The sequence below is a fragment of the Sporosarcina sp. USHLN248 genome (assembly GCF_037144575.1).
Lineage (GTDB): Bacteria > Bacillota > Bacilli > Bacillales_A > Planococcaceae > Sporosarcina > Sporosarcina contaminans.
The window spans coordinates 26,327-46,247 of sequence record NZ_JBBCZC010000003.1 but is presented as its reverse complement, the minus strand read 5'-3'; the positions used below and the strand labels follow the sequence as shown (position 1 = coordinate 46,247).

The following is a 19,921-nucleotide window of genomic DNA, read 5'->3' as shown; positions in this document are numbered from 1 at the left end:
CAACTATTGCTTTTATTGGTTTTTCATCATGATTTATAGTGAGGATAGGTGATTGTCCCAAACCTTTCTTCAAAATTAGAACTACTCTCAATTTAAGTGTAGCGACCAATTCGCTAACAATAGCTCGCATTTTTTAAAATGAACAGCGAATCGAACAACAAAGAGTTCGATTCTCCGTATTTCTGCGTCTTCTGCAGTCAAGTCCTTAATCTTCTGTAATTTCCTTTTGCCTGTTTTTAATAGAAACTATTCATAAAATTGAAATCGCAATACCGCTAAGTTGATTTCCGTTTCAGTCGGAAGCTTCCGCGGCATGGCTTGAGACTCCTCGTCCGCCGCGCTCTCTGTAGTGTCTCAAGGCTCATCCTCCTAACGCTTCGCTTTTACTCGCAGAAAAACATTTGCTTTTCCCGCAGGAGTCGGCGCCTGCACTCCAATCAACGCTGATCCTTTTAAAGAAACTTGATCAAACGAAGACAAAATTGGGTATAGATTCGCATGAAACACACTAAGCACAACTTTACTTGGAGTAGCGGGCATGATAGCCTTGTCGGAACAAGCCAGTCCAATTGGCTGGGTTTCCTGGCATGGGACTCATCCCCGCGAAGGCCCCATGCCAAGTTGTTAACTTCATTATAAGGAAGCATCCACTACTTTCATTCGTTTTTTCTTTTGAACCAATTTCGGATAGAGAATCCCCCTTTTTTCTCCTTATCGTCAGGATTATCTTCTTGCGCTTGACTTTCAAATGTTGGCATTGGCGCCGGAACTGGGACTGGAACAGTCATTTCTTTATTTTCACTTTGTTGAATAGGCGGCTCGAGTTGTTCTATGCTTGGTGACGGTTCTTTTTCCACTTTTGCCTCCGTCTCTACTTTGATTTCCAAATGATCTTGGTCTAGTGAAGAACGGGGGATGATGCCATCTATGTTTTCATTAAACGGAATTGGAACGGATGAATTTGAGTTTTTATAATGAAATGTTGATCTTTTATTCATATTTCGGTGAAAATGTTCAGGCAATTTGCTTGTAGATGGGAAGTTCTGTTTTGTTGGAAATTCATTAATTTGAGGCTGATGGCGTGAAAGACTGTTGTGCTGACCAGATGTTGCTTCTTGTGGATCATTTGCTTGATTGATAAGATTTCGAAGGACGTGATAGGAAGGGGGAGCAGAAACGGAAAAATTGATCGGTAAAGGTGAAGCTATGCTTTTGCGTTTATTCGCTTTTTCAATTATGAGCTTCTCCTTTACAGAAGCAATCTCTTGATCCATTTCTTCTATCGTTCTATTTAAAAAGCGAAATTGCATTGCAACATGCTTCATGAGCTTATCGTATTCCTCTGAGATGGTATGTTGCTTGTCAGTCGTTTGCTTTATGACCTCCTCCAAGTTAGCGATTTGTTCTTGAAGCGCTGTGAGATCGTGAAATCCGATTGGAGGTTCGATTGTTGTTTTATCCGATTTTAAGGCTATTAGCAAGTTTTTATAGCCTTCGATCTTCTCTTTGAGAGATTCGATATCATCGGTTTGCAGTTGATTCGTTTCATGGTTGTTCTTCATTGCGATTCACTCCTTTGTATACACTACTATTCTATTAAAAAAAATTTCATTACGTGACATCAGTTTATAGACCATTTGGCAAATAACAGTATAAAAAAATGGACGAAAGAACAGTTCTGTCAAGCGATTCTTGCCTATGCAATGCGTGTATTGTTACATATGATACGGTTGACAGAAAAAATTGGAGGTGTCTACAAACATGAAAGAAAATAAGCTAGTGCAGCAAGAAGAAGTAATCTGTATTAACGTAGATAAGGTGTATGACTGGATTGTTAAAGAAAACAATTTTGATATTTCACCGACTGGGGCAATCCCTTTCACAGGCGTAACAGCTACAACTGATTTTACTGGCGCTGTTGTCACTTGCGAAGTAACTCCTGCAGCGGATAATCCAGTTGTCATTTTATCACGTGAAAATCGTCCATTTTGCTTCGATGGCACAAATGTCATGCTTCAACAGCTTACAATCCAAAAGAACTTTGATGTCACGCTCATTGTCACATTACCGGGTGGAGTCGTCTTTACAAGTGCAGTAATTCCGGTTACACGTTGCGAACAAGTTACACTATGTGCTCCAGATAATACGAGCGTAGATGTTACGTATACAGATTTGGATTGCTTCGTTTGCACAACTGGTATTCTTACACCGGGTGCTGGAACGATTACTTTTTCAGCTTTAACAATTTCTGTAGCAACTTGCCAAAGCATCCAATCAACGTTCCCGGTCACAGTCGAGTTCGTTGCAAACTTCTGCGAACCGAGACCAGAATTGCCGACATCATGCCCTGCACCGATCCGTCCGCTGCAATGTCCGGCAGTTTTTCCGGATTTTACTGGCGGCTGCCAATAATTCATTAATAGTAGGGCATGCGCAAACATATGGTTAAAGAGAGGGATAAGGCTCCTCTCTTTATTTTTTTGGAAAAGAGGGATGATTTGGGCAAGGAAGCAGTAGAGCGTAAGTTGAAAGAGCTTCGGGTGCAAACAAAAGCGTATATAAGTGAAATAGAAACGTTGATTGCTGGAATAGCAAAGGGCAATGCATATAATATGGTCTGCTATTTCACACATGCTTTCAGAATTGATCATGCGGAAGGTGGAGAATGCCTTTGCTTAGCATCTTTTCATTTATTGAACTTAGGAAGCGAGCAAATCACGAATCCATCGATTTGTATCCAAATGCCGCCAGATTCACTTTTTGAATTCTCTGGGAGATACGTTGTAGAAGGTAATAATAGCACTTTAAAAATTCCTAACAGCTGGGAACGGTTCAACAACGATAGAAGCCCAAATGAGATATGGCTGAGACCGATTGAACAGAATAGCATCCAGCCAAATGAATCCATTGCATTTACCAATTTTCAAGTGAAATGGTCTCCTGCTTCAGACTATGCTGGAAGCATTATTGGAGTTGTGTATTGCGATCAAAATGAAAAAGGAAGCAGAGTGTTAAACCCGATTAATTTGAACGGCAGTATTCCAAAACAGGAGGATAAAATTGACAAATAGCAATGAAAATGGCTCGGACATTTCTGTGAAAAAGATATTGCAGGATTTTATGGCCAAGCAATTAAACGAGGTGAAAGAAGAAAACAATAGCTATCTATTTTTGGAAAAAGGTTCGCTAAATATGTTGTTAAGCTATTTCATGCTGAATGAGAAAAAAACGACCGCCATAGAACCGATAGAATACTATCAATCATTATGCAATGAATTAGATGAAATGGCGGAAGAGAATAAACAAAACTTTGAGCATCTGATAGCACAATTGAAAGCAAAATAGTAATTGTGTGAAAGAGGTGTCATGATGAATGATGAACCAATGAAAAATAACGATCCGATCCAATTGCAGCAAATTATCCTTTCATTGAGATCGGAAATAGCAAAATATAAAAGAGAATTGTATGAAAAAGAAATAGAATACGATTATATCATGCGCTTGGAGCTTGAAAGGGAAAATGGAAAGCTTAAAATGGAACGAAAAGAATTGAAGTGGCAGCTGTATCGGCTGAAAAAGGAAACTAAAGAGTTGAAGAGCGTTAATCGACTCATCTACATAACAAACGAACGAGATAAAGAAAAGAAAATCGCTTCAATTAAAAAACTATTGAATAATAATAATTCCTTAAAACTCATGAACGGAGCATTACAAAAACAGATCGAACAGATGTCTATCCGCGATGAAAGTTTGCTGCAGGAATTAAAAAATAAAAATGAGGAACATCTGAAAATGAGAAAGGCACTTGTAGAACTTCAAAAACAAAATGCCGAATGGGAGTTAGAAAATAGTCGCATGAGAAACATGGTGGAAGACTTGGAACATCAACTAATGGAGTGCGAAAAAAAAGCTTTCACTTCAGAAATAAAGAGGACGATGCATAAATTAGACGTCCAATTGCAACAAATCGTTGATCAAGCAATTGCGTATGAGCAAATGATTGAGGGGAAAGTGAAAGTGTTGGAAGCTTTAGAAATGCATCTGGACACATTGACGGATCAAGTTGGACAGCTAACAACAGAGAAGCCGGATAGACAGAATGAAGATATAGAGTAACATAGGTCTTAGATAAATAAAGGAAATGTAAGGTCACAGTATTGAATACGACTCAAAAATTTATAGAACAGACGAAGATGAGATCACATCTTCGTCAATTTTATTTTATCAGAAAAATAAGAGGACTTCTGGGAAGCTTTCTCGAAAGATAGTATAACAAAGAAAAAAGGGGTTGCTGCAATATGAAAAATGAAGAATTGTTATTAATTCCTGGACCGACTCCTGTCGTCGATTCGATTTATGATGCGATGGCAAGTGAAACGAGAGGACATACCGATCAAAGATTTGTAGAAATTTACAAGAATTCAATCAAGCAGACGCGTGAATTGCTGAAGACGGATGGTGAAGTGTTTGTCATTGCGGGCTCTGGCACGATTGGAATGGAAATGGCTATCGTGAACACAGTTGGTGCAGGTGAGCGGCTATTGGTTATTAGCCATGGCTATTTCGGTGATCGCTTCATTACATTATGTGAAGCTTTTGGAATTGAAGTTGATGTGCTGCAGGCAGAATGGGGCCAGCAAGTACGTGCTGAAGACGTAGAAAAGAAACTGAAGGAGCATACATATAAGGCGGTGACGATCACTCATGCAGATACGTCAACTGGAGTAGCGGCGGATTTAGACGTTCTTGTGCCGATTGTGAAAAAACATGGTGCGCTCGCCATTTTAGATGGTGTATGTGCGACTGCAGCGATGGAAGAAGATATGAGCAAAGGTTACGGTGCGCAAAATGCTCGGATCGACGTCGTTTTAACAGGATCGCAAAAGGCGATTGGAGTGCCTCCAGGGTTAGCAATTGTTGCTTTCAATAAAACAGCACTGAATGCACGGGAACAATTAGGTAAAATTCCTGCTTATTATTGTGATATTTACAACTGGATGCCGATTATGCAAAATCCAGCCAACTATTTCGCAACACCGCCCGTCAATTTGATCTATGCCTATGAAGAGGGCATGAAACTTGTTTTATCTGAAGGGCTTGAGGAAAGATATGCCCGCCACACCGCATACGGAAGGGCGGTACGCGGCGCACTTAGAGAATATGGCATGACGCCGCTCGCAAATGAAGATGTCGCTGCATCGACTTTGAGTTGCATTCTGTATCCGGAAGGCGTTGATGATCGTCAATTCCGAGCTTCATTATCTAAAAAAGGGATCATTGTTGCCGGCGCTTTGTCACATCTATCGGGAAAAGCATTCCGAATCGGCCATATGGGCAATACGACGGAAGGAATGTTGCAAATGGCAATTGAAGAAATCGGCAATACATTGAATGAAATCGGATATACTGCTAATATTAAACAAGCATTGGAACGGTTCCATTTAGAAATGGCGGCTGTTACAGCATAATAGATAAGCCCAATTATCGGACTGAGATAATTGGGCTCATTTTATTTTTTCAAGAATATGGCGGGGTCGTCTGTAAAAATGCCATTAACGCCAAGCTCTATCAGTCGCTGGGCTTCTTCGGCGTCATTCACCGTGAACGGGTGTACATGAAGGCCCGCATCATGCAAGGAACGGACGAACTCCTCCGTGACAAAGTCTGCGGGTACTCCAACACCTGATGCGTATTTGCTCAATGCTCTTATTTCTTTTTTCGGAATGCTTCCTTTTTCGTAGGAATACAGTTGTATAAGTGGGATGGATTCATCCAGCTGATGAATTTTCAGCAATGACTCTTTGTCAAAGGATTGGATGATCACATTTGCCTCACTATCTTTATTTGGCAATAAACCGCTTTCCGTCAATTGGTGAACGACCTCTTCTTCCATTCCTTTGTAGGATGAAGGCGTCTTTAATTCAATATAATATTTCGCATCCTCGCCGAAATGGAGCAACACCTCTTTTAGACTGACAATGCGCAATAAATCCTCTTCTTTTGGCAATGAAACCGGGTGCTTTTCCATAAACTCCTTTTCATATAGATCTATCTGCTGTACTTCATTGAAAGAGAGCTTACCTACTGCCTGTTCACCCGAATCTGTGGGCAAATATCCATCATGAATTACGACAAGCTCCTCATCTTTTGTCATATGCAAATCAAGTTCAATATAATCTGCATTCATTTGCAACGCCAATTCATATGCATATAAGGAGTGCTCTGGAGCATAGGCAGATGCACCGCGGTGTGCAATGACTAAAAAATCATCAGGCAATGGAGCACGGTCGGTTTGTGCTGAACAACCAGCCATAAAAAGAAAGATTGCAATGGCCCATTTTTTCATTTGTTTCACTCCATTTTTACTCGTTTTACCAGAAATCTTTATTTTTAGATGAATGCTTCATTGTATAAATGAAAGGCGGAATGGGTTCTTGCGTGACTGAGACCCTATTCGAAAGTAACTTGATTAAGAGAATGTAAAGATTTCACGAAAAGGAAGGAATTAAGCTACCTTTTATCGAAGTCTGTTTACGAACCCTATTTAGAAAATTTCAAGAATTAAAAAGGGTGGTGATTTGACTCTATAGAGATTAATAGAAAATAGCAAGGAAAACAAAGTTTTCACATCGCAATTTTACATAGCATTCGCATGTAGTATGAAAATAAGGTTCTAAAGCTGGATGAATTGTTCTTTATTTTCAAGCAGACAATGTGAAATGGAAAGGAATTTGATGCATGAAAAAAGTGGAACTGATCAATGTATCTAAATCATACGATAAACAAGTAAATGTTATTTCTTCTATTAATGTAACGATTGAGCCAGGAGAATTTTTCGTACTCGTTGGTCCTTCGGGCTGTGGGAAAAGTACGATGCTTCGAATGATTGCTGGTCTTGAAGAAATTACAGAAGGTACGCTGAAAATTGGTGATCGTGTTGCCAATGATTTGCCGGCGAGCCGAAGAGATTTATCGATGGTCTTTCAAAACTATGCACTTTATCCTCATTTGACAGTACAGCAAAATATTACGTTTGGGTTAGACGTTAAGCGCATGAAAAAAGAGGAGCAACGTGCAAAAGCGAAAGAAGTTGCTGAAATGTTAGGTCTTACTGAATACTTGGGACGCAAGCCGAGGGAACTTTCCGGAGGGCAGCGACAACGGGTAGCCTTGGCGCGTGCTATCGTGAGTGAAACGCCTATTTGCCTTATGGACGAACCGTTATCTAATTTGGATGCGAAATTGCGAGCCCATATGCGTTCCGAAATAAGGAGACTGCAGCGAAAATTGGGCATTACGATGATTTATGTAACCCATGATCAAGTAGAAGCAATGACAATGGGAGATAGGATCATGATTCTCCATGAAGGAAAAATTCAACAGGTAGGCAAGCCAATCGACATTTACAATTACCCTGCCAATCCGTTCGTGGCAACGTTCATCGGTTCACCGCCTATGAATCTAGCACCTGCTACCTTTGATAAGAAGACAAATGAATTGAACGTTGCAAATCAAATAAAAGTGAGTGTACAAACAGACGATTTGGAGTTAGGAGAAGGGCAAAACATTACGGTCGGTGTGAGACCTGAGCACTTGCAACCAGTTACGAGCAACGATGATATAAAAGAACAATTTGAAGTTGAAGTAACGAATGTTGAAATATTAGGAAATGAAACCGTGTTCTCTTTCCAAATGGGAGAGTCCGAATGGATGGCGAAATGGAGCGGGCAATGGCATATCGAAATTGGCGATCAATTGCCGGTGAGGATAAGCTATGATTCGTTTTCAATTTTCGATAGGGAAAGCGGGCAACTTATGAAAAAAGCGGTTGACCATAGCCATTACGTATCACAAAGCGGGGTGTCGCCATGACTTTTTGGAAGTGCTTTTGGAGAAGGTCAATCGATGGTAGAACCGCTATCCTCTATCTCTTGCCGTCTGTCATCCTCTTTTCAGTTTTTGTGTTTTACCCGATGTTCCGGACAATCTATTTAAGCTTTTTCTTGACAGATCAAGCAGGAAATGCGGCGATTAACGTCGGATTTGAGAACTATGAATATTTAATGGGGTCTTCGGAATTTCGGAACAGTATGAAGGCGACTGTTTTATTCGTTTTGTATACCGTTCCGATCGGCATCATCCTAGCGCTCTTTTTTGCCCTATTGGCGAATGAGAAGCTGAAAGGGATTGGGTTTTTTCGGACAATGTATTCATCGACGATGGGTATTTCCGTCGCCGCTTCATCGGTTATTTGGCTTTTCATGTTCAATCCAAGCATTGGGATGTTCAATCGGCTGTTGGGCGTTTTCAATTTGCCTCAAATTCAATGGTTGTTGGATCCAGAATGGGCATTGTTATCCGTTTCGATCTCAACGATCTGGATGAACATCGGTTTTTCGTTTCTTATATTGCTTGGCGGCTTGCAAAACATCGACGAACACCTTTATGAAAGTGCCAAAATAGATGGGGCGGGCTATTTCTATCGGCTAAGGCGAATCACTTTGCCGATGCTGTCACCAACTCTGTTTTTCATCATTACGATTTCATTGATCAATGCTTTTCAGACTTTCGGACAAATCGATATTTTAACGCAAGGCGGACCTTCCCAATCGACGAATTTGATCGTTTATTCCATTTATCGGGAGGCATTCATCAACTATCAATTTGGAACAGCAAGTGCACAGGCAGTCATTTTATTCATTATTATCCTCATCGTCACCATTTTGCAATTTAAGTTAGGTGAGAGGAAGGTGCATTACCAATGAGAACAAGCCTTCCACAAAAAATATGGCTTTATTTTTTGCTCATTGTGACATCTGCATTCGTTTTTTTTCCAGTCGCTTATGCGTTTATGATTTCTTTTATGACAGGGCCTGAAATCATCCAAGGGAAGTTCTTCCCGGAATCGTTTAACTTTGATAATTATATAAAGGTGTTTTCAAGGCTTCCTTTGCTTAATTATTTGTTGAATAGTTTCATAGTCTCGTTAAGTGTTATGGTCGGACAATTGGTCGTTTGCAGTTTGGCCGCTTATGCATTTGTCTTTTTTAAATTCAAAGGAAGGGATTTTATTTTCTTTCTATTCATCTCAACGATGATGATTCCTTGGGAAGCGACAATGATACCGAACGTCTTTACAATCCGCAAATTGGATTGGTTTAACACATACCAAGGGTTGACATTGCCATTCTTCGCGCTGGCATTTGGAACCTTTCTGTTGCGCCAACATTTTTTAACAATCCCGAAAGAATTGCATGAGGCATCGCAAATTGCCGGCCTGAGCAGATTCAAGTTTTTCTGGAAAGTCGTCCTGCCTATATCGAAAACAAGTTTAGTTACTTTAGGAGCTTATGGCTTTTTGACGACTTGGAATATGTATTTATGGCCGCTGCTCATTACGACGAACCAATCCGTACGCACAGTCCAAATCGGATTGAAGCAATTGCAATCACAAGAAATTGCAACCGAATGGGGGGTGGTCATGGCTGGTGTAATCGTAGTCATCATACCGACGCTGCTTCTTTTATTCATCGGACAGAAGCAGCTGCAAAAAGGGCTTTCTCAAGGAGCGCTGAAGTAATAAAACAATTACTCATAAAAGGGGTGCTATGAAAGTGAAAAAGACATTTCGTCTCGGTTTATTTTTCTTATTCGTCTTCACGCTTACCGTTTTGTCTGCTTGCACGAATAGCGATAGTAGCAACAATAGTAGCTCAAGTTCATCGAATTCGAACGGAGAATCAAGCAGCAGTTCGGAAAATGGCAGCGGCGAGGATAAAGTGACGATCGAGTTTTGGCATGCGATGTCTGGTTCCGGACAAGAATCAATCGATGAAATTGTTAAAGGCTTCAATGAATCACAAGACAAATATCAAGTGAACGCAGAATTCCAAGGTTCTTATGAAGAATCATTGACGAAATTGCGCGGCGTTGGGGGCACGAAAGATGCACCAGCCATTACACAAGTTTTCGAAGTAGGGACGAAGTATATGATTGACAGTGGCTATATTGAGCCGATGCAGTCTTTCATCGATAAGGATAATTATGACTTGTCGCAGCTTGAAGAAAATATTTTGAACTATTACCGCGTAGATGGAAAATTGTATTCAATGCCGTTCAATTCTTCAACTCCAGTTATGATTTACAATAAAGATGCGTTTAAAGAAGCTGGATTGGATCCTGAGAAAGCGCCTGAAACCTTCTCCGAAGTGATCGATGCAGCTGCAAAGTTAAAAACGGATGAAATGTATGGTTTCTCTATGCTGACGTACGGCTGGTTTTTTGAGCAATTGGTCGCAACGCAAGGAGGCTTATATGTCAATGAAGACAATGGACGGTCGGGTGATGCAACTGAAGCACTTTTCAACGGTCCTGAAGGCTTGAATGTTTTCAGATTTTTGGACACGATGAATAAAGCAGGCACATTCGGAAACTTTGGTACGAATTGGGACGATATCCGGTCTGCATTCGCAACAGGAAAAGTCGCCATGTATATGGATTCATCGGCTGGAGTTGCTGGCGCTATCAATAATGCACCATTTGAAGTAGGTGTCGCATACATTCCACACGCTGATGAAGTACAACGCAATGGAGTTGTTATCGGTGGGGCCTCTCTTTGGATGTCTAAAGGAATTGCAGAAGAAGAGCAAGAAGCCGCTTGGGAATTTATGAAGTACTTGACAACACCTGAAGTGCAGGCAAAATGGCATTTGGATACAGGCTATTTCGCTATTAACCCGAAAGCATATGACGAAGAAATTGTTAAAGAGAAATGGGCTGAGTATCCACAGTACAAAGTGACTGTTGACCAGCTACAAGACACTATTCCAGGTTTAGCGACTCAAGGCGCGCTCATCTCCGTCTTTCCGGAATCAAGACAACAGATCGTCACTGCATTGGAAGAGCTATACCAAGGCAAAGATCCTCAAGAAGTGTTGGATAAAGCAGCAGAAGGAACAAATCGAGCGATGGAAATTGCCAACAAAACGAAAGAATAATTTCATTTAACGTCAATAGCTTCGAAACAGATGAGGAAACAGTACTCGTTTCTTCATCTGTATTTTCACTTGTAAAGTATGGAGGATTAAACCGTTGTGTTTTTGTGCAGTGAAGTCGGGTCTGTGCTAAAACTAATGCTTCTTGCGCCAGTAAAACGGATCAATGCGCCAGAAGAGTTCATCTCGCACCAGTAAAACAGATCATTGCGCCAGAAAGGGTCATCCCACGCAAGTAAAAATCGATACTCGGCAGTTATCTACTAATTCGAATGTATTTCCCATTCACTCGTTCGTGAATGGGCCTACCATCATTTCACGAAGTGATACTGCCCGAATGCATTTACTATAATAAAGAGTTAGACATCTAATCGTCTATAGGCTGGCAGATTGATAGAACTATTTTTCATAATCGTGCATTTTTTAAAATTATTTAAGGGGTTGAAAGCATGTCTTTACTTAAAAAAGTAGCTATGTGGATTGTCATGGTAGCGCTGATCCTTAGCGGTGGCCTTTCTTACACAGCGAACGCAAGCGCTGCGAATGCACAAGACGTTACACGTGGCGAGTTTATCAAAGCGATTGTCGAGGCATTAAGCTATGAGATTGGAGACGGTAGCACACAGCCGTTCACAGACGTTGATGAAAAATTGGCGCCAATCGTGGAAGCGGCGTTGCAGCATGGACTAATAAAAGGATCGACTGCAACTGAATTCAAGCCTGATGAAAAATTGACTCGCGAACACGCATTTCTGATCGCTTCACGGGCAATTGCAACAGACGAGCACTTTGATGTTGCATTGCTAAACAAATTTAAAGATCGGGACCAATTTATAACGAACGAGGTAGCTGAGCTATCTAAAAGTGTTGGTTTGGGATTGTTAAAAGGTTATGAAGATGGCACTGTAAAACCTCAGCAAGTCGTTTCAAAAAGGCAAATGAACAAAATTATTAACCGTCTGTTAGATGTATATCAAAAGCCGACGGAGGAACAGGCGGACGATACCGTTACTGTTGCGCTTCGAATCTTAGGGACGAGCGATTTGCATACGAACTTTGTAAACTACGATTATTATCAAGATAAAGAAACGCAGGAATTTGGACTTGCGAAAACTGCTCTGTTAATTGATGAAGCAAGGGCAGAAAATCCGAATAGCTTGTTATTTGATAATGGAGATTTGATTCAAGGGACTCCGCTTGGCGCCTATAAAGTGTCTGTGGATCCATTAGAAAAGGGCGAGATACACCCTGCACTATCGGCACTTCAATCTGTTGATTTTGATGCCAGTACATTGGGCAACCATGAATTTAACTTTGGATTAGATTATTTGGATAGGGTGTTGGAAGGTTCGCCATTCCCGATTGTCAATGCGAATGTCTATGATGCCAAGACTGGTGAAAACCGATACACGCCATATGTAATTTTAGATCGCGATGTGAAGGATGGCAATGGTGCTTCCCATGAATTAAAAGTGGGCGTTATTGGCGTTGTAGCACCCGGTATTATGCGCTGGGATCGTGCTTTATTGGAAGGAAAAGTGACAGCGGAAGATGCAGCGCATACAGTAGAGAAGTTCATTCCTGAAATGAAGCAAGCAGGCGCAGATATTATCGTTGTCCTTGCGCATTCTGGAATGGGTGATGAAGTGCATACGGAAAAAGAAGACGATGTAACGTACCAAATTTCACAGCTTGACGGTGTGGATGCAATACTTACAGGCCATAATCATTCCGTTTTCCCTGGAGATTATGGAGATTTAAAAAATGTAGACTCAGAAGCTGGTACAGTGAATGGTACGCCTGTCGTCATGCCAGGTAAATTCGGAAGCCATTTAGGTGTTATTGACTTGATTTTGGAACAAGATGAAACGGGCTGGAAGGTTATAGAAGGAACTGGTTCTGTACGAGAAATTGACAAGGATTCTAATAAAGCGTCCGAAAAAGTGATTGCAGCCGTTAAAGATGCACATGAAGGAACGATTGACTACGTAAGAAGCCCAGTTGGCAAAACAACTGCTGAAATTACAAGCTATTTTGCTCTTGTACAAGATGATCCATCGATTCAAATTGTGACAAATGCACAAAAATGGTTTGTTGAAAAAGAAATAGCCGGTACTCAGTATGCTGATTTGCCAGTATTATCTGCTGGGGCACCATTTAAAGCAGGAGGACGCAATGGTGCAAGCTATTATACTGAAATCCCTGCTGGCGAGATTGCGATTAAAAACGTAGCAGACCTGTATGTTTACGATAATACGGTTGCTGCGCTAGTGCTGACAGGAGCAGATTTGAAAGAGTGGCTCGAAATGTCTGCAGGACAATTCAACCAAATCGACCCATCTTCTGCTGAAGAGCAAAACTTAGTAAACGATGAATTCCGAACGTACAATTTTGACGTAATCGATGGCATCACATATGAGATTGACGTGACGCAACCTGCGAAATATGATGCAGCAGGCGAAACGATCAATGCGGATGCGAGCCGTATCGTGAATCTTCAATATGATGGAAAAGCAATTGATATGGGTCAAAAGTTCATTGTTGTTACAAACAATTACCGTGCGAGCGGAAACTTCCCTGGTGTGAGAAATGCGATTGATACAATTGAATATGCATATGAAAACCGGGAAGCGATTATGGATTATATGATTGAGCAAGAAACAATTGATCCATCTGCAGACGGAAACTGGAAGTTGTCTGCAATCGAAGGCTCTCATAGCTTGATATTCATCACTTCAGGAAAGGCCGAGAAGTTCATTCCAGAAGGAAGTGCAATTCAATATATTGGCCCTGCCGAAGATGGATTTGCGAAATTCAGCATTGAGTTGAAGTAATAACTTCATCACTTGTTGTATAGTGCCGATGAATAAAACCAGTGAAGGTATACAGGGGACTGTTTCTTCACTGGTTTTTTCTTTTGGAATGATGAAAACTTGACCCCAAACATAGATTTACAGCAAAATGGAATCGATTTTCCTCATCCTACATGATCACCTATTGAATAGTTAGTAGGTAATGCTATAATGAGTAAATAGTATGATGATTTATAAAAATTGTATTGTGAGAAAAGACATAAAAGCTACATAGGATGGGGTTGAAGGGGTCATGAGAAAGTCTGTAACGAAAAAAATGTGGAGTGGTTTTGGCGTTATTCTTTTATTGTTAATAGTTGTTGGCGGTTTAAGCTTATGGATGACAATTCATCTGAACAATAAGTACGAGCATCTGCTTAACGATGAAATGGTTAAAATTAATATTATTGACGACTTTATTTTAAGCCAAAAGGAAATTCAAAGTAATATACGCGGATATATGCTCTATAAGGATGATAGCTTTCTTGACAAAAGAACGGAGAACTTGGAATGGTCAGAAGAGCTGTTAGGGGAATTGGAAAGCGTAGCAGACGGGGATGTTATGAGAACGCATTTTGAAGCTTTGCAAGAATCAATGAAAGCGTTCACAGAACTTCAAAATACGATTGTTACGAATACAATTTCAGGGAAAGACGATATTGCAATCAGTATTGGAAAATCTTCAAGCAATGTCGAAAACATCGTTTTAGATCGCGCAGAAATGATGAAAGAAGTGCAGTATAAGATCGTTGAACAAACACGCAAGGATATTCAGAAGTTGATGACGAACGTTGTTTTATTTGACGGTCTATTAATTTTGGTGGCTGTCATAAGTGGACTAATTATTTCAACAGTTATTAGCCGCAGTATTTCCAGACCGGTAAAAATTGTTACTGGGGGATTGAACGCCATTGCGGAAGGGGATTTTACCATTGATCCGCTGTCTGTGAAAAGTAAAGACGAGATCGGTGAAATGGCTGCCGCTTTTAATAAAATGGGCGCAGACGTTGCCAATATGATAAGGCGCATTAATGGCTCAACTCTACAATTGGCAGCACAAGCCGAAGAGCTATCTGCAAGTTCAGAGGAAAGCTTAGCATCTTCTGAGATGGTTGCAAAAACGGCAGAATTACAATTATCTACGAGCGAACATCAAAGGCAAATTTCTGAGCAGTCAGCTACTTCGATGAATGATCTAACAATCGGTGTCACTGAAATAGCATTGAACAATGAACAAATGCTGACATCTGCCGATACGGTCAATCAATTGGTAGTGAAAGGTTCTGAAAAAATTGCTCAAGTTTCAGAACAAATGACGACGATTCATACGACCATAAATGAATCATCAACCATTATGGAAGAAATGGAAAAGCATTCAGAGGAAATCCAAAAAATTACTGGTCTAATAACGGACATAGCAGAACAGACGAATCTTTTATCCTTAAATGCTGCGATTGAGGCTGCAAGGGCGGGAGAATATGGGAAAGGATTTGCAGTTGTTGCGGAGGAAGTCCGTCATTTGGCGGAACAGTCGAAGACGTCGGCAGCTGATATCGGAAAAATGGTCAATCAAATTCAGGACGCGTCCAAAAGGGCTGTGCAATCGATTTCTTCAAACCGAGTAATCGTAGATTCAGGAATCGAAGCAACCGACCAATCCAAGCAAGTATTTTCGGAAATACAGGAAGCAGTAGGAGATGTAGTTGAAAAAATCGAAACGGTTTCCGCAGCTATTGAGGAAATACAAGCGATGTCGGATGAAGTGACAAAAGGAGCGAATGAAGTTCGTGAATTGAGTACAAAAGGAGCAATGGCTGCTAGTGATACAAGCGCGGCTACTGAAGAGCAACTCGCTACGAACCATGAAATTTCGGAAAGTGCGCAAATTTTAGCGAAGCTATCTGAGGATTTACAAAAAGAATTAAGCCATTTTAGAGTATGACACGGAGCTTGTTAACAAACACTCGCATACCATGGATGTCAAGTAGTTAAATCTTCACGTGACAAGCATTGTTGGCTCTATCATATATTACAATCAGTTACTATAGAGGGTATTATTAACGAAACAAAACTGTGGTGTACATTATCAAACATAGCTGTACCAAATTCCTATCTCGTGACTACAAACCTTTAAAAGACTGTAGACAAAACGAAAAGAATTATTGTCTACAGTCTGAGACCTATTTAGGTTTAAATTTATGTAGATTAAATACAGTCTCTTTGGGTATCTATAAGACAAGATGACTTTAAGGGAGCTGTTCAAATAAATGAAAGAAAAAAAAGATCTGTTTTTACAATCTAAACAACAAGAAGAAAACAGATTTACAGGCATGCCTGAAGCAAAATTCCCAGATTTTGAACCGGAGCAAAATGCAAAAAAGCAAATGAAACAAGCTACGAAATCTACAGAAACGAGACGCGGATAGTTCATGCCATTGTATTAATTGCATAACAGTTAAAACCTTCAAACGTCATACTTGATGATTTGAAGGTTTTTCCATTCTTCCTTCCATAGAGCGATCGGGTTTCGTATAATAAAATGAGATTCATAGATTAAGATGACTGGAGATAGTTGAATGGTCCGATTAATTAGTTTGTTTTCTTTACTTATGATGGCAGTAGGGGGCTGTTCCTATTCTGAAGAGTCGATTGCTATGCCCAAAGATTTTAAACCTCTATATGCCAAGCCGATCGAGTACACTATTCAGGCGGATGAAACAACCATTACGGTAGGCATGATCGGTGATGTTCTTTTGCATAATCCATTATTTACATATGATTCTTATGGCGTTGCTTTTGAACGAGTGAAAGAGAAACTGACGGAGATCGATTTTTTATTGGCAAACCAAGAGTCATTGCCTGGTGGGAAAGAATTAGGGTTATCGGGTTATCCACGGTTCAACAGCCCAAAACATATTATTCGCGACTTGAAAGCGTCAGGTGTCGATATGATATCCCTCGCGAATAATCATATATTAGATCAAGGCGAAAAAGGTTTGACGAACGCATTACAGCATATGAATGAATATCATATGCCATATGTTGGCGCATACGCTACGGAAGAGGACAGAGCACAGCAGCGAATCGTTGAAGTATCTGGTATCCGTATTGGCGTACTGTCCTACACATATGGCTTAAATGGCATGGCAATTCCAGATGGAAAAGAGTATCTCGTTTCACTCATTAATAAAAACAATATCATGACGGACATTGACAATATGGAAGGGAAAGTAGATATAATTGCCGTGTCAATTCATTGGGGAGATGAATATGCACTAATACCTACGGATTTTCAAAAAGAATTGGCTAAAGAGCTTTCCAATGCTGGAGCCGATATAATTTTTGGGCACCACCCACATGTTTTACAAAAGCATGAACAGATCGGACACACATCCGTATTTTATTCATTGGGCAATTTTTACTCTGCACAGCAATTCGACTCAACGAACATAGGTGGAATTGCAAAAGTGGAGATTCATAGAACAGAATATGCAGGGAAGTGTTTCATTGAAGTTGGTACTTCAACTTTTTACCCGACCGCAGTCGTACGGGATAAAAGCCATCGCTATTCCGTTGTACCTTTGCGGGAGGCAGGGAAGCGAGCAATCTACAATGAGTCGTGGGTTGAACGTCATGTCGGATTAAAGGCGGAAAAATAAAAAAAAGCCATCATTGCAAATGTTGTTTGCTTTGATGGCCTTTTTAAAATTACTCCGCTTTTTTCACTTGCTTTGTATTATAGATGAAGTTGGAAACAATTTTAGCGGCCTGTTGGTTCGTTGTAAATTGATCTGGCATGAATTTACCTTCAAAGCCAGTTGCGATGCCAAGTTCATGCAGCATGGAGATTGCATTTACTGCATCATCTGCATAGTTGCCATAATCAGAGTACGGCGCTTTTTCAGCAGCTTCATATGCTTCACCAGTATATTGTTCAAACGCACGTTCAAGTATTAAAGCAAATTGTGCACGCGTCACTTTTTCGTTTGGTGCGAACTTGCCGTCGTTTCCTTTGACAATACCATTTTCATAAGCAGCTGCAATATTTGCTTTGACATCTGCAGATAGGCCGTCTAGATCAGTGAAAGGCGCTGCTCCTTTCGCATCCATTTTCAAAGCTTTTACAATCCAATTCACCATTTCTGCTCGTGTTATATCTTTGCCTGGATGGAATGCCGATCCGTCAGATAGAATGTCACGATAATATAAATCAGAGATGTAAGGATACGCCCAGCTATCTAAAGAAACGTCTTTATATGGAACAGTTGCAAGGATCCTTCCTTCAATTCCTTGTGTAATATGTCCGATTGATTTCAAATGGTCCGCAAGATTTTCCCAATCACTGAAACCAGGTTCGCTTGCTCGTCCTTCTTCATAGGCTTTGCCTAATGCTTCGAAACCGTCTCCTCCTCTGGCAGTGAAGACATTTGTCGCAGCTTTATACATTTTGCCATCTTCCACTTCTTCGCCGTTGATTTTAAGCGAAACAACTCGCTTTCCAACTTCGGCTTTACCGTCAAAGATAACTTGCATGCCAGCTACGTGAAGGAATCCGCCGCTTTCTTTCGGATATTCTTTAACGGAGTGCTCGAACGTCTCTTTTAGCTCTGCACCACTCAATTCTATAATGGCAAGGTTATTTCCGAAAGGCAACACGGTTAGCACATCTCCGTATGTAATATCGCCTTGATTGATGGAAGCACGGATACCGCCGCCATTTTGGAATGCGATTGATACTTCAGGGTCGATTTCTTTTGCTTTTGATAGCATACCGTCTGTAATAATGTTCCCCAAGTTTGTTTCACCAGCACGAACCCCGCCTAAGTCGCGCAAGCCGCTAAGGAAGACATCCGCTACGCCCCCAGTAGGCTTTTCCATTGTGCTTGCAACTTGATCGGCATAAGGTTTAATTAAATCCGCCGCTTCAGCATCTTTTTCTCCTTCTGGATCGACTTCATGGAGAACACCGTTATATTCTTTTATAACACCGTTTTCATCGAATGTAACATCCAATTGTCCTAAGAAATTGTGGTATTGATCAGCTTGTACGATGATTGTCGGTTCTTTGTCTTCATTGAAAACTACCGGTTGTTCTAATTTGGAATGTGTGTGGCCGCCAACGATAATATCAATTCCCGGAACGTTTTTCGCCAACTCCTGGTCGTTATCAATCGCTGAATTATCATCGAAGCCGATATGAGTTACTGCAATGATTTTGTTGATGCCTAATTCTTCAAAAGCTTCTACAGCTGCTTTTGCCTCTGTAATATAGTTTGAAAAAGTAATTTTTTCTGGGCTTGAAATGGCAACTGTTTCTTCGGTCGTCAATCCAAAAATACCGATTTTCTCTCCATCGACTTCTTTGACAATTCCGTTATAAATTTTGCCGTTTTCCGGCTCAGCTGTCACTTCTCGCTTCTGAAGACCATTGAAATTGCTATCCTTAGAAAAGTCGAGGTTTGCAGCGACAAATGGGAAATTAGCTCCTTTAACGAAATCCGATAGTGCTTTATGGCCATCATTGGAAAGGCCGAGGTCAAATTCGTGGTTGCCGAATGTCATGGCATCGTAGCCCAAATAGTTTAGAAATTTTAGGTCGGCTTGTCCTAAAAATTCATTGAAATATAATGTTCCTGAGAAGACGTCTCCAGCATGTAAGAGGACATTATTAGGCGTTGCCGCGCGCTTTTCTTTTAAAAGGGCGGAAAATTGTGCAATGTTCTCCAAGTGAGCATGAGTGTCATTCGTATGGAACACTGTCAGCGAAAAATCGGAGGATTTCGCTGCTTCCTCTGCAGATACGGCAGCCGGCGTAATACCTGCCATGCTGAACAAAAGCATGGATGCTGCAACACCTTTCACATATTTCTTTGACATTGTGCACCTTCCTTTACTCGGTTATTATCACTATTCTACAAATAGCTTTAATAAAGAATAATGATGTAAGCGTATTCTATGTTAGTGTACCATTTTCGTATTTAAAGAACAAATGAATTTTTGGAAAATTTAGCGGTATGCTATGAATTATTAAGTAGAATGATGGGGGAATTTAGAAGGAAGCAACAAAGAAGTTTT

General features: G+C 40.6%; 16 protein-coding genes. 13 read left to right on the top strand and 3 right to left on the bottom strand.

Annotated elements, in window-relative coordinates; genetic code table 11:
* Positions 1-656 precede the first annotated feature (656 nt).
* Positions 657-1,562 carry a hypothetical protein gene (locus WFH04_RS01915; RefSeq protein ID WP_336822364.1) on the bottom strand — a complete coding sequence of 302 codons (906 nt, stop codon included), beginning with the start codon at positions 1,560-1,562 and terminating at the stop codon, positions 657-659.
* Between the two features lie 199 nt (positions 1,563-1,761).
* Between WFH04_RS01915 and WFH04_RS01910 the strand changes: the two genes are divergently transcribed.
* The 5 genes from WFH04_RS01910 to WFH04_RS01890 all read left to right on the top strand — a co-directional run bounded on the left by WFH04_RS01910 (position 1,762) and on the right by WFH04_RS01890 (position 5,468).
* The gene (locus WFH04_RS01910) at positions 1,762-2,412 is read left to right on the top strand and encodes a BMQ_0737 family morphogenetic spore coat protein (RefSeq protein ID WP_336822363.1); all 651 of its coding nucleotides are present in this window, start codon (positions 1,762-1,764) and stop codon (positions 2,410-2,412) included.
* Between the two features lie 86 nt (positions 2,413-2,498).
* The gene (locus WFH04_RS01905) at positions 2,499-3,071 is read left to right on the top strand and encodes a hypothetical protein (protein ID WP_336822362.1); all 573 of its coding nucleotides are present in this window, start codon (positions 2,499-2,501) and stop codon (positions 3,069-3,071) included.
* Positions 3,061-3,345 carry a hypothetical protein gene (locus WFH04_RS01900; RefSeq protein WP_336822361.1) on the top strand — a complete coding sequence of 95 codons (285 nt, stop codon included), beginning with the start codon at positions 3,061-3,063 and terminating at the stop codon, positions 3,343-3,345. Before WFH04_RS01905 ends, WFH04_RS01900 begins: the two co-directional genes overlap by 11 nt.
* Positions 3,346-3,369: 24 nt before the next feature.
* Positions 3,370-4,116 carry a hypothetical protein gene (locus WFH04_RS01895; RefSeq protein WP_336822360.1) on the top strand — a complete coding sequence of 249 codons (747 nt, stop codon included), beginning with the start codon at positions 3,370-3,372 and terminating at the stop codon, positions 4,114-4,116.
* A 182-nt stretch (positions 4,117-4,298) separates the two neighbouring features.
* A complete protein-coding gene (locus WFH04_RS01890; protein ID WP_336822359.1) occupies positions 4,299-5,468 on the top strand; it encodes a pyridoxal-phosphate-dependent aminotransferase family protein in 1,170 nt (389 codons plus the stop codon).
* A gap of 41 nt (positions 5,469-5,509) precedes the next feature.
* Here WFH04_RS01890 and WFH04_RS01885 read toward each other — a convergent pair whose 3' ends face one another.
* Positions 5,510-6,346, bottom strand: coding sequence for a glycerophosphodiester phosphodiesterase (locus tag WFH04_RS01885; protein WP_336822358.1), 837 nt, complete (start codon positions 6,344-6,346; stop codon positions 5,510-5,512).
* Between the two features lie 392 nt (positions 6,347-6,738).
* Between WFH04_RS01885 and WFH04_RS01880 the strand changes: the two genes are divergently transcribed.
* The 8 genes from WFH04_RS01880 to WFH04_RS01845 all read left to right on the top strand — a co-directional run bounded on the left by WFH04_RS01880 (position 6,739) and on the right by WFH04_RS01845 (position 17,505).
* The gene (locus WFH04_RS01880) at positions 6,739-7,872 is read left to right on the top strand and encodes an ABC transporter ATP-binding protein (RefSeq protein WP_336822357.1); all 1,134 of its coding nucleotides are present in this window, start codon (positions 6,739-6,741) and stop codon (positions 7,870-7,872) included.
* Positions 7,869-8,765: a carbohydrate ABC transporter permease gene (locus tag WFH04_RS01875; protein WP_336822356.1), complete on the top strand. Its 897-nt coding sequence runs from the start codon at positions 7,869-7,871 to the stop codon at positions 8,763-8,765. Before WFH04_RS01880 ends, WFH04_RS01875 begins: the two co-directional genes overlap by 4 nt.
* The gene (locus tag WFH04_RS01870; RefSeq protein ID WP_336822355.1) at positions 8,762-9,580 is read left to right on the top strand and encodes a carbohydrate ABC transporter permease; all 819 of its coding nucleotides are present in this window, start codon (positions 8,762-8,764) and stop codon (positions 9,578-9,580) included. The genes WFH04_RS01875 and WFH04_RS01870 overlap by 4 nt, the downstream gene beginning before the upstream one ends.
* Positions 9,581-9,614: 34 nt before the next feature.
* On the top strand, positions 9,615-10,997 hold the full coding sequence (locus WFH04_RS01865) for an ABC transporter substrate-binding protein (protein WP_336822354.1): 1,383 nt from the start codon (positions 9,615-9,617) through the stop codon (positions 10,995-10,997).
* Positions 10,998-11,443: 446 nt separating this feature from the next.
* Positions 11,444-13,828: a bifunctional 2',3'-cyclic-nucleotide 2'-phosphodiesterase/3'-nucleotidase gene (locus WFH04_RS01860; RefSeq protein WP_336822353.1), complete on the top strand. Its 2,385-nt coding sequence runs from the start codon at positions 11,444-11,446 to the stop codon at positions 13,826-13,828.
* A gap of 271 nt (positions 13,829-14,099) precedes the next feature.
* A complete protein-coding gene (locus WFH04_RS01855) occupies positions 14,100-15,788 on the top strand; it encodes a methyl-accepting chemotaxis protein (RefSeq protein ID WP_336822352.1) in 1,689 nt (562 codons plus the stop codon).
* Positions 15,789-16,113: 325 nt separating this feature from the next.
* Positions 16,114-16,272 (top strand): hypothetical protein, encoded by a 159-nt coding sequence (locus tag WFH04_RS01850; RefSeq protein WP_336822351.1) that lies wholly within the window; start codon positions 16,114-16,116, stop codon positions 16,270-16,272.
* 150 nt (positions 16,273-16,422) lie between these two features.
* On the top strand, positions 16,423-17,505 hold the full coding sequence (locus tag WFH04_RS01845) for a CapA family protein (RefSeq protein WP_336822350.1): 1,083 nt from the start codon (positions 16,423-16,425) through the stop codon (positions 17,503-17,505).
* Between the two features lie 49 nt (positions 17,506-17,554).
* Here WFH04_RS01845 and WFH04_RS01840 read toward each other — a convergent pair whose 3' ends face one another.
* Entirely contained in the window at positions 17,555-19,723 is a 2,169-nt protein-coding gene (locus tag WFH04_RS01840) for a 5'-nucleotidase C-terminal domain-containing protein (protein ID WP_336822349.1), read from the bottom strand.
* Positions 19,724-19,921 lie beyond the last annotated feature (198 nt).

Coding starts and splice junctions, on each gene's coding strand:
- WFH04_RS01915 (WP_336822364.1), bottom strand. CDS start 1,562: ATGAAGAACAACCATGAAACGAATCAACTGCAAACCGATGATATCGAA.
- WFH04_RS01840 (WP_336822349.1), bottom strand. CDS start 19,723: ATGTCAAAGAAATATGTGAAAGGTGTTGCAGCATCCATGCTTTTGTTC.
- WFH04_RS01895 (WP_336822360.1), top strand. CDS start 3,370: ATGAATGATGAACCAATGAAAAATAACGATCCGATCCAATTGCAGCAA.
- WFH04_RS01875 (WP_336822356.1), top strand. CDS start 7,869: ATGACTTTTTGGAAGTGCTTTTGGAGAAGGTCAATCGATGGTAGAACC.
- WFH04_RS01850 (WP_336822351.1), top strand. CDS start 16,114: ATGAAAGAAAAAAAAGATCTGTTTTTACAATCTAAACAACAAGAAGAA.
- WFH04_RS01860 (WP_336822353.1), top strand. CDS start 11,444: ATGTCTTTACTTAAAAAAGTAGCTATGTGGATTGTCATGGTAGCGCTG.
- WFH04_RS01855 (WP_336822352.1), top strand. CDS start 14,100: ATGAGAAAGTCTGTAACGAAAAAAATGTGGAGTGGTTTTGGCGTTATT.
- WFH04_RS01845 (WP_336822350.1), top strand. CDS start 16,423: ATGGTCCGATTAATTAGTTTGTTTTCTTTACTTATGATGGCAGTAGGG.
- WFH04_RS01910 (WP_336822363.1), top strand. CDS start 1,762: ATGAAAGAAAATAAGCTAGTGCAGCAAGAAGAAGTAATCTGTATTAAC.
- WFH04_RS01890 (WP_336822359.1), top strand. CDS start 4,299: ATGAAAAATGAAGAATTGTTATTAATTCCTGGACCGACTCCTGTCGTC.
- WFH04_RS01885 (WP_336822358.1), bottom strand. CDS start 6,346: ATGAAAAAATGGGCCATTGCAATCTTTCTTTTTATGGCTGGTTGTTCA.
- WFH04_RS01870 (WP_336822355.1), top strand. CDS start 8,762: ATGAGAACAAGCCTTCCACAAAAAATATGGCTTTATTTTTTGCTCATT.
- WFH04_RS01880 (WP_336822357.1), top strand. CDS start 6,739: ATGAAAAAAGTGGAACTGATCAATGTATCTAAATCATACGATAAACAA.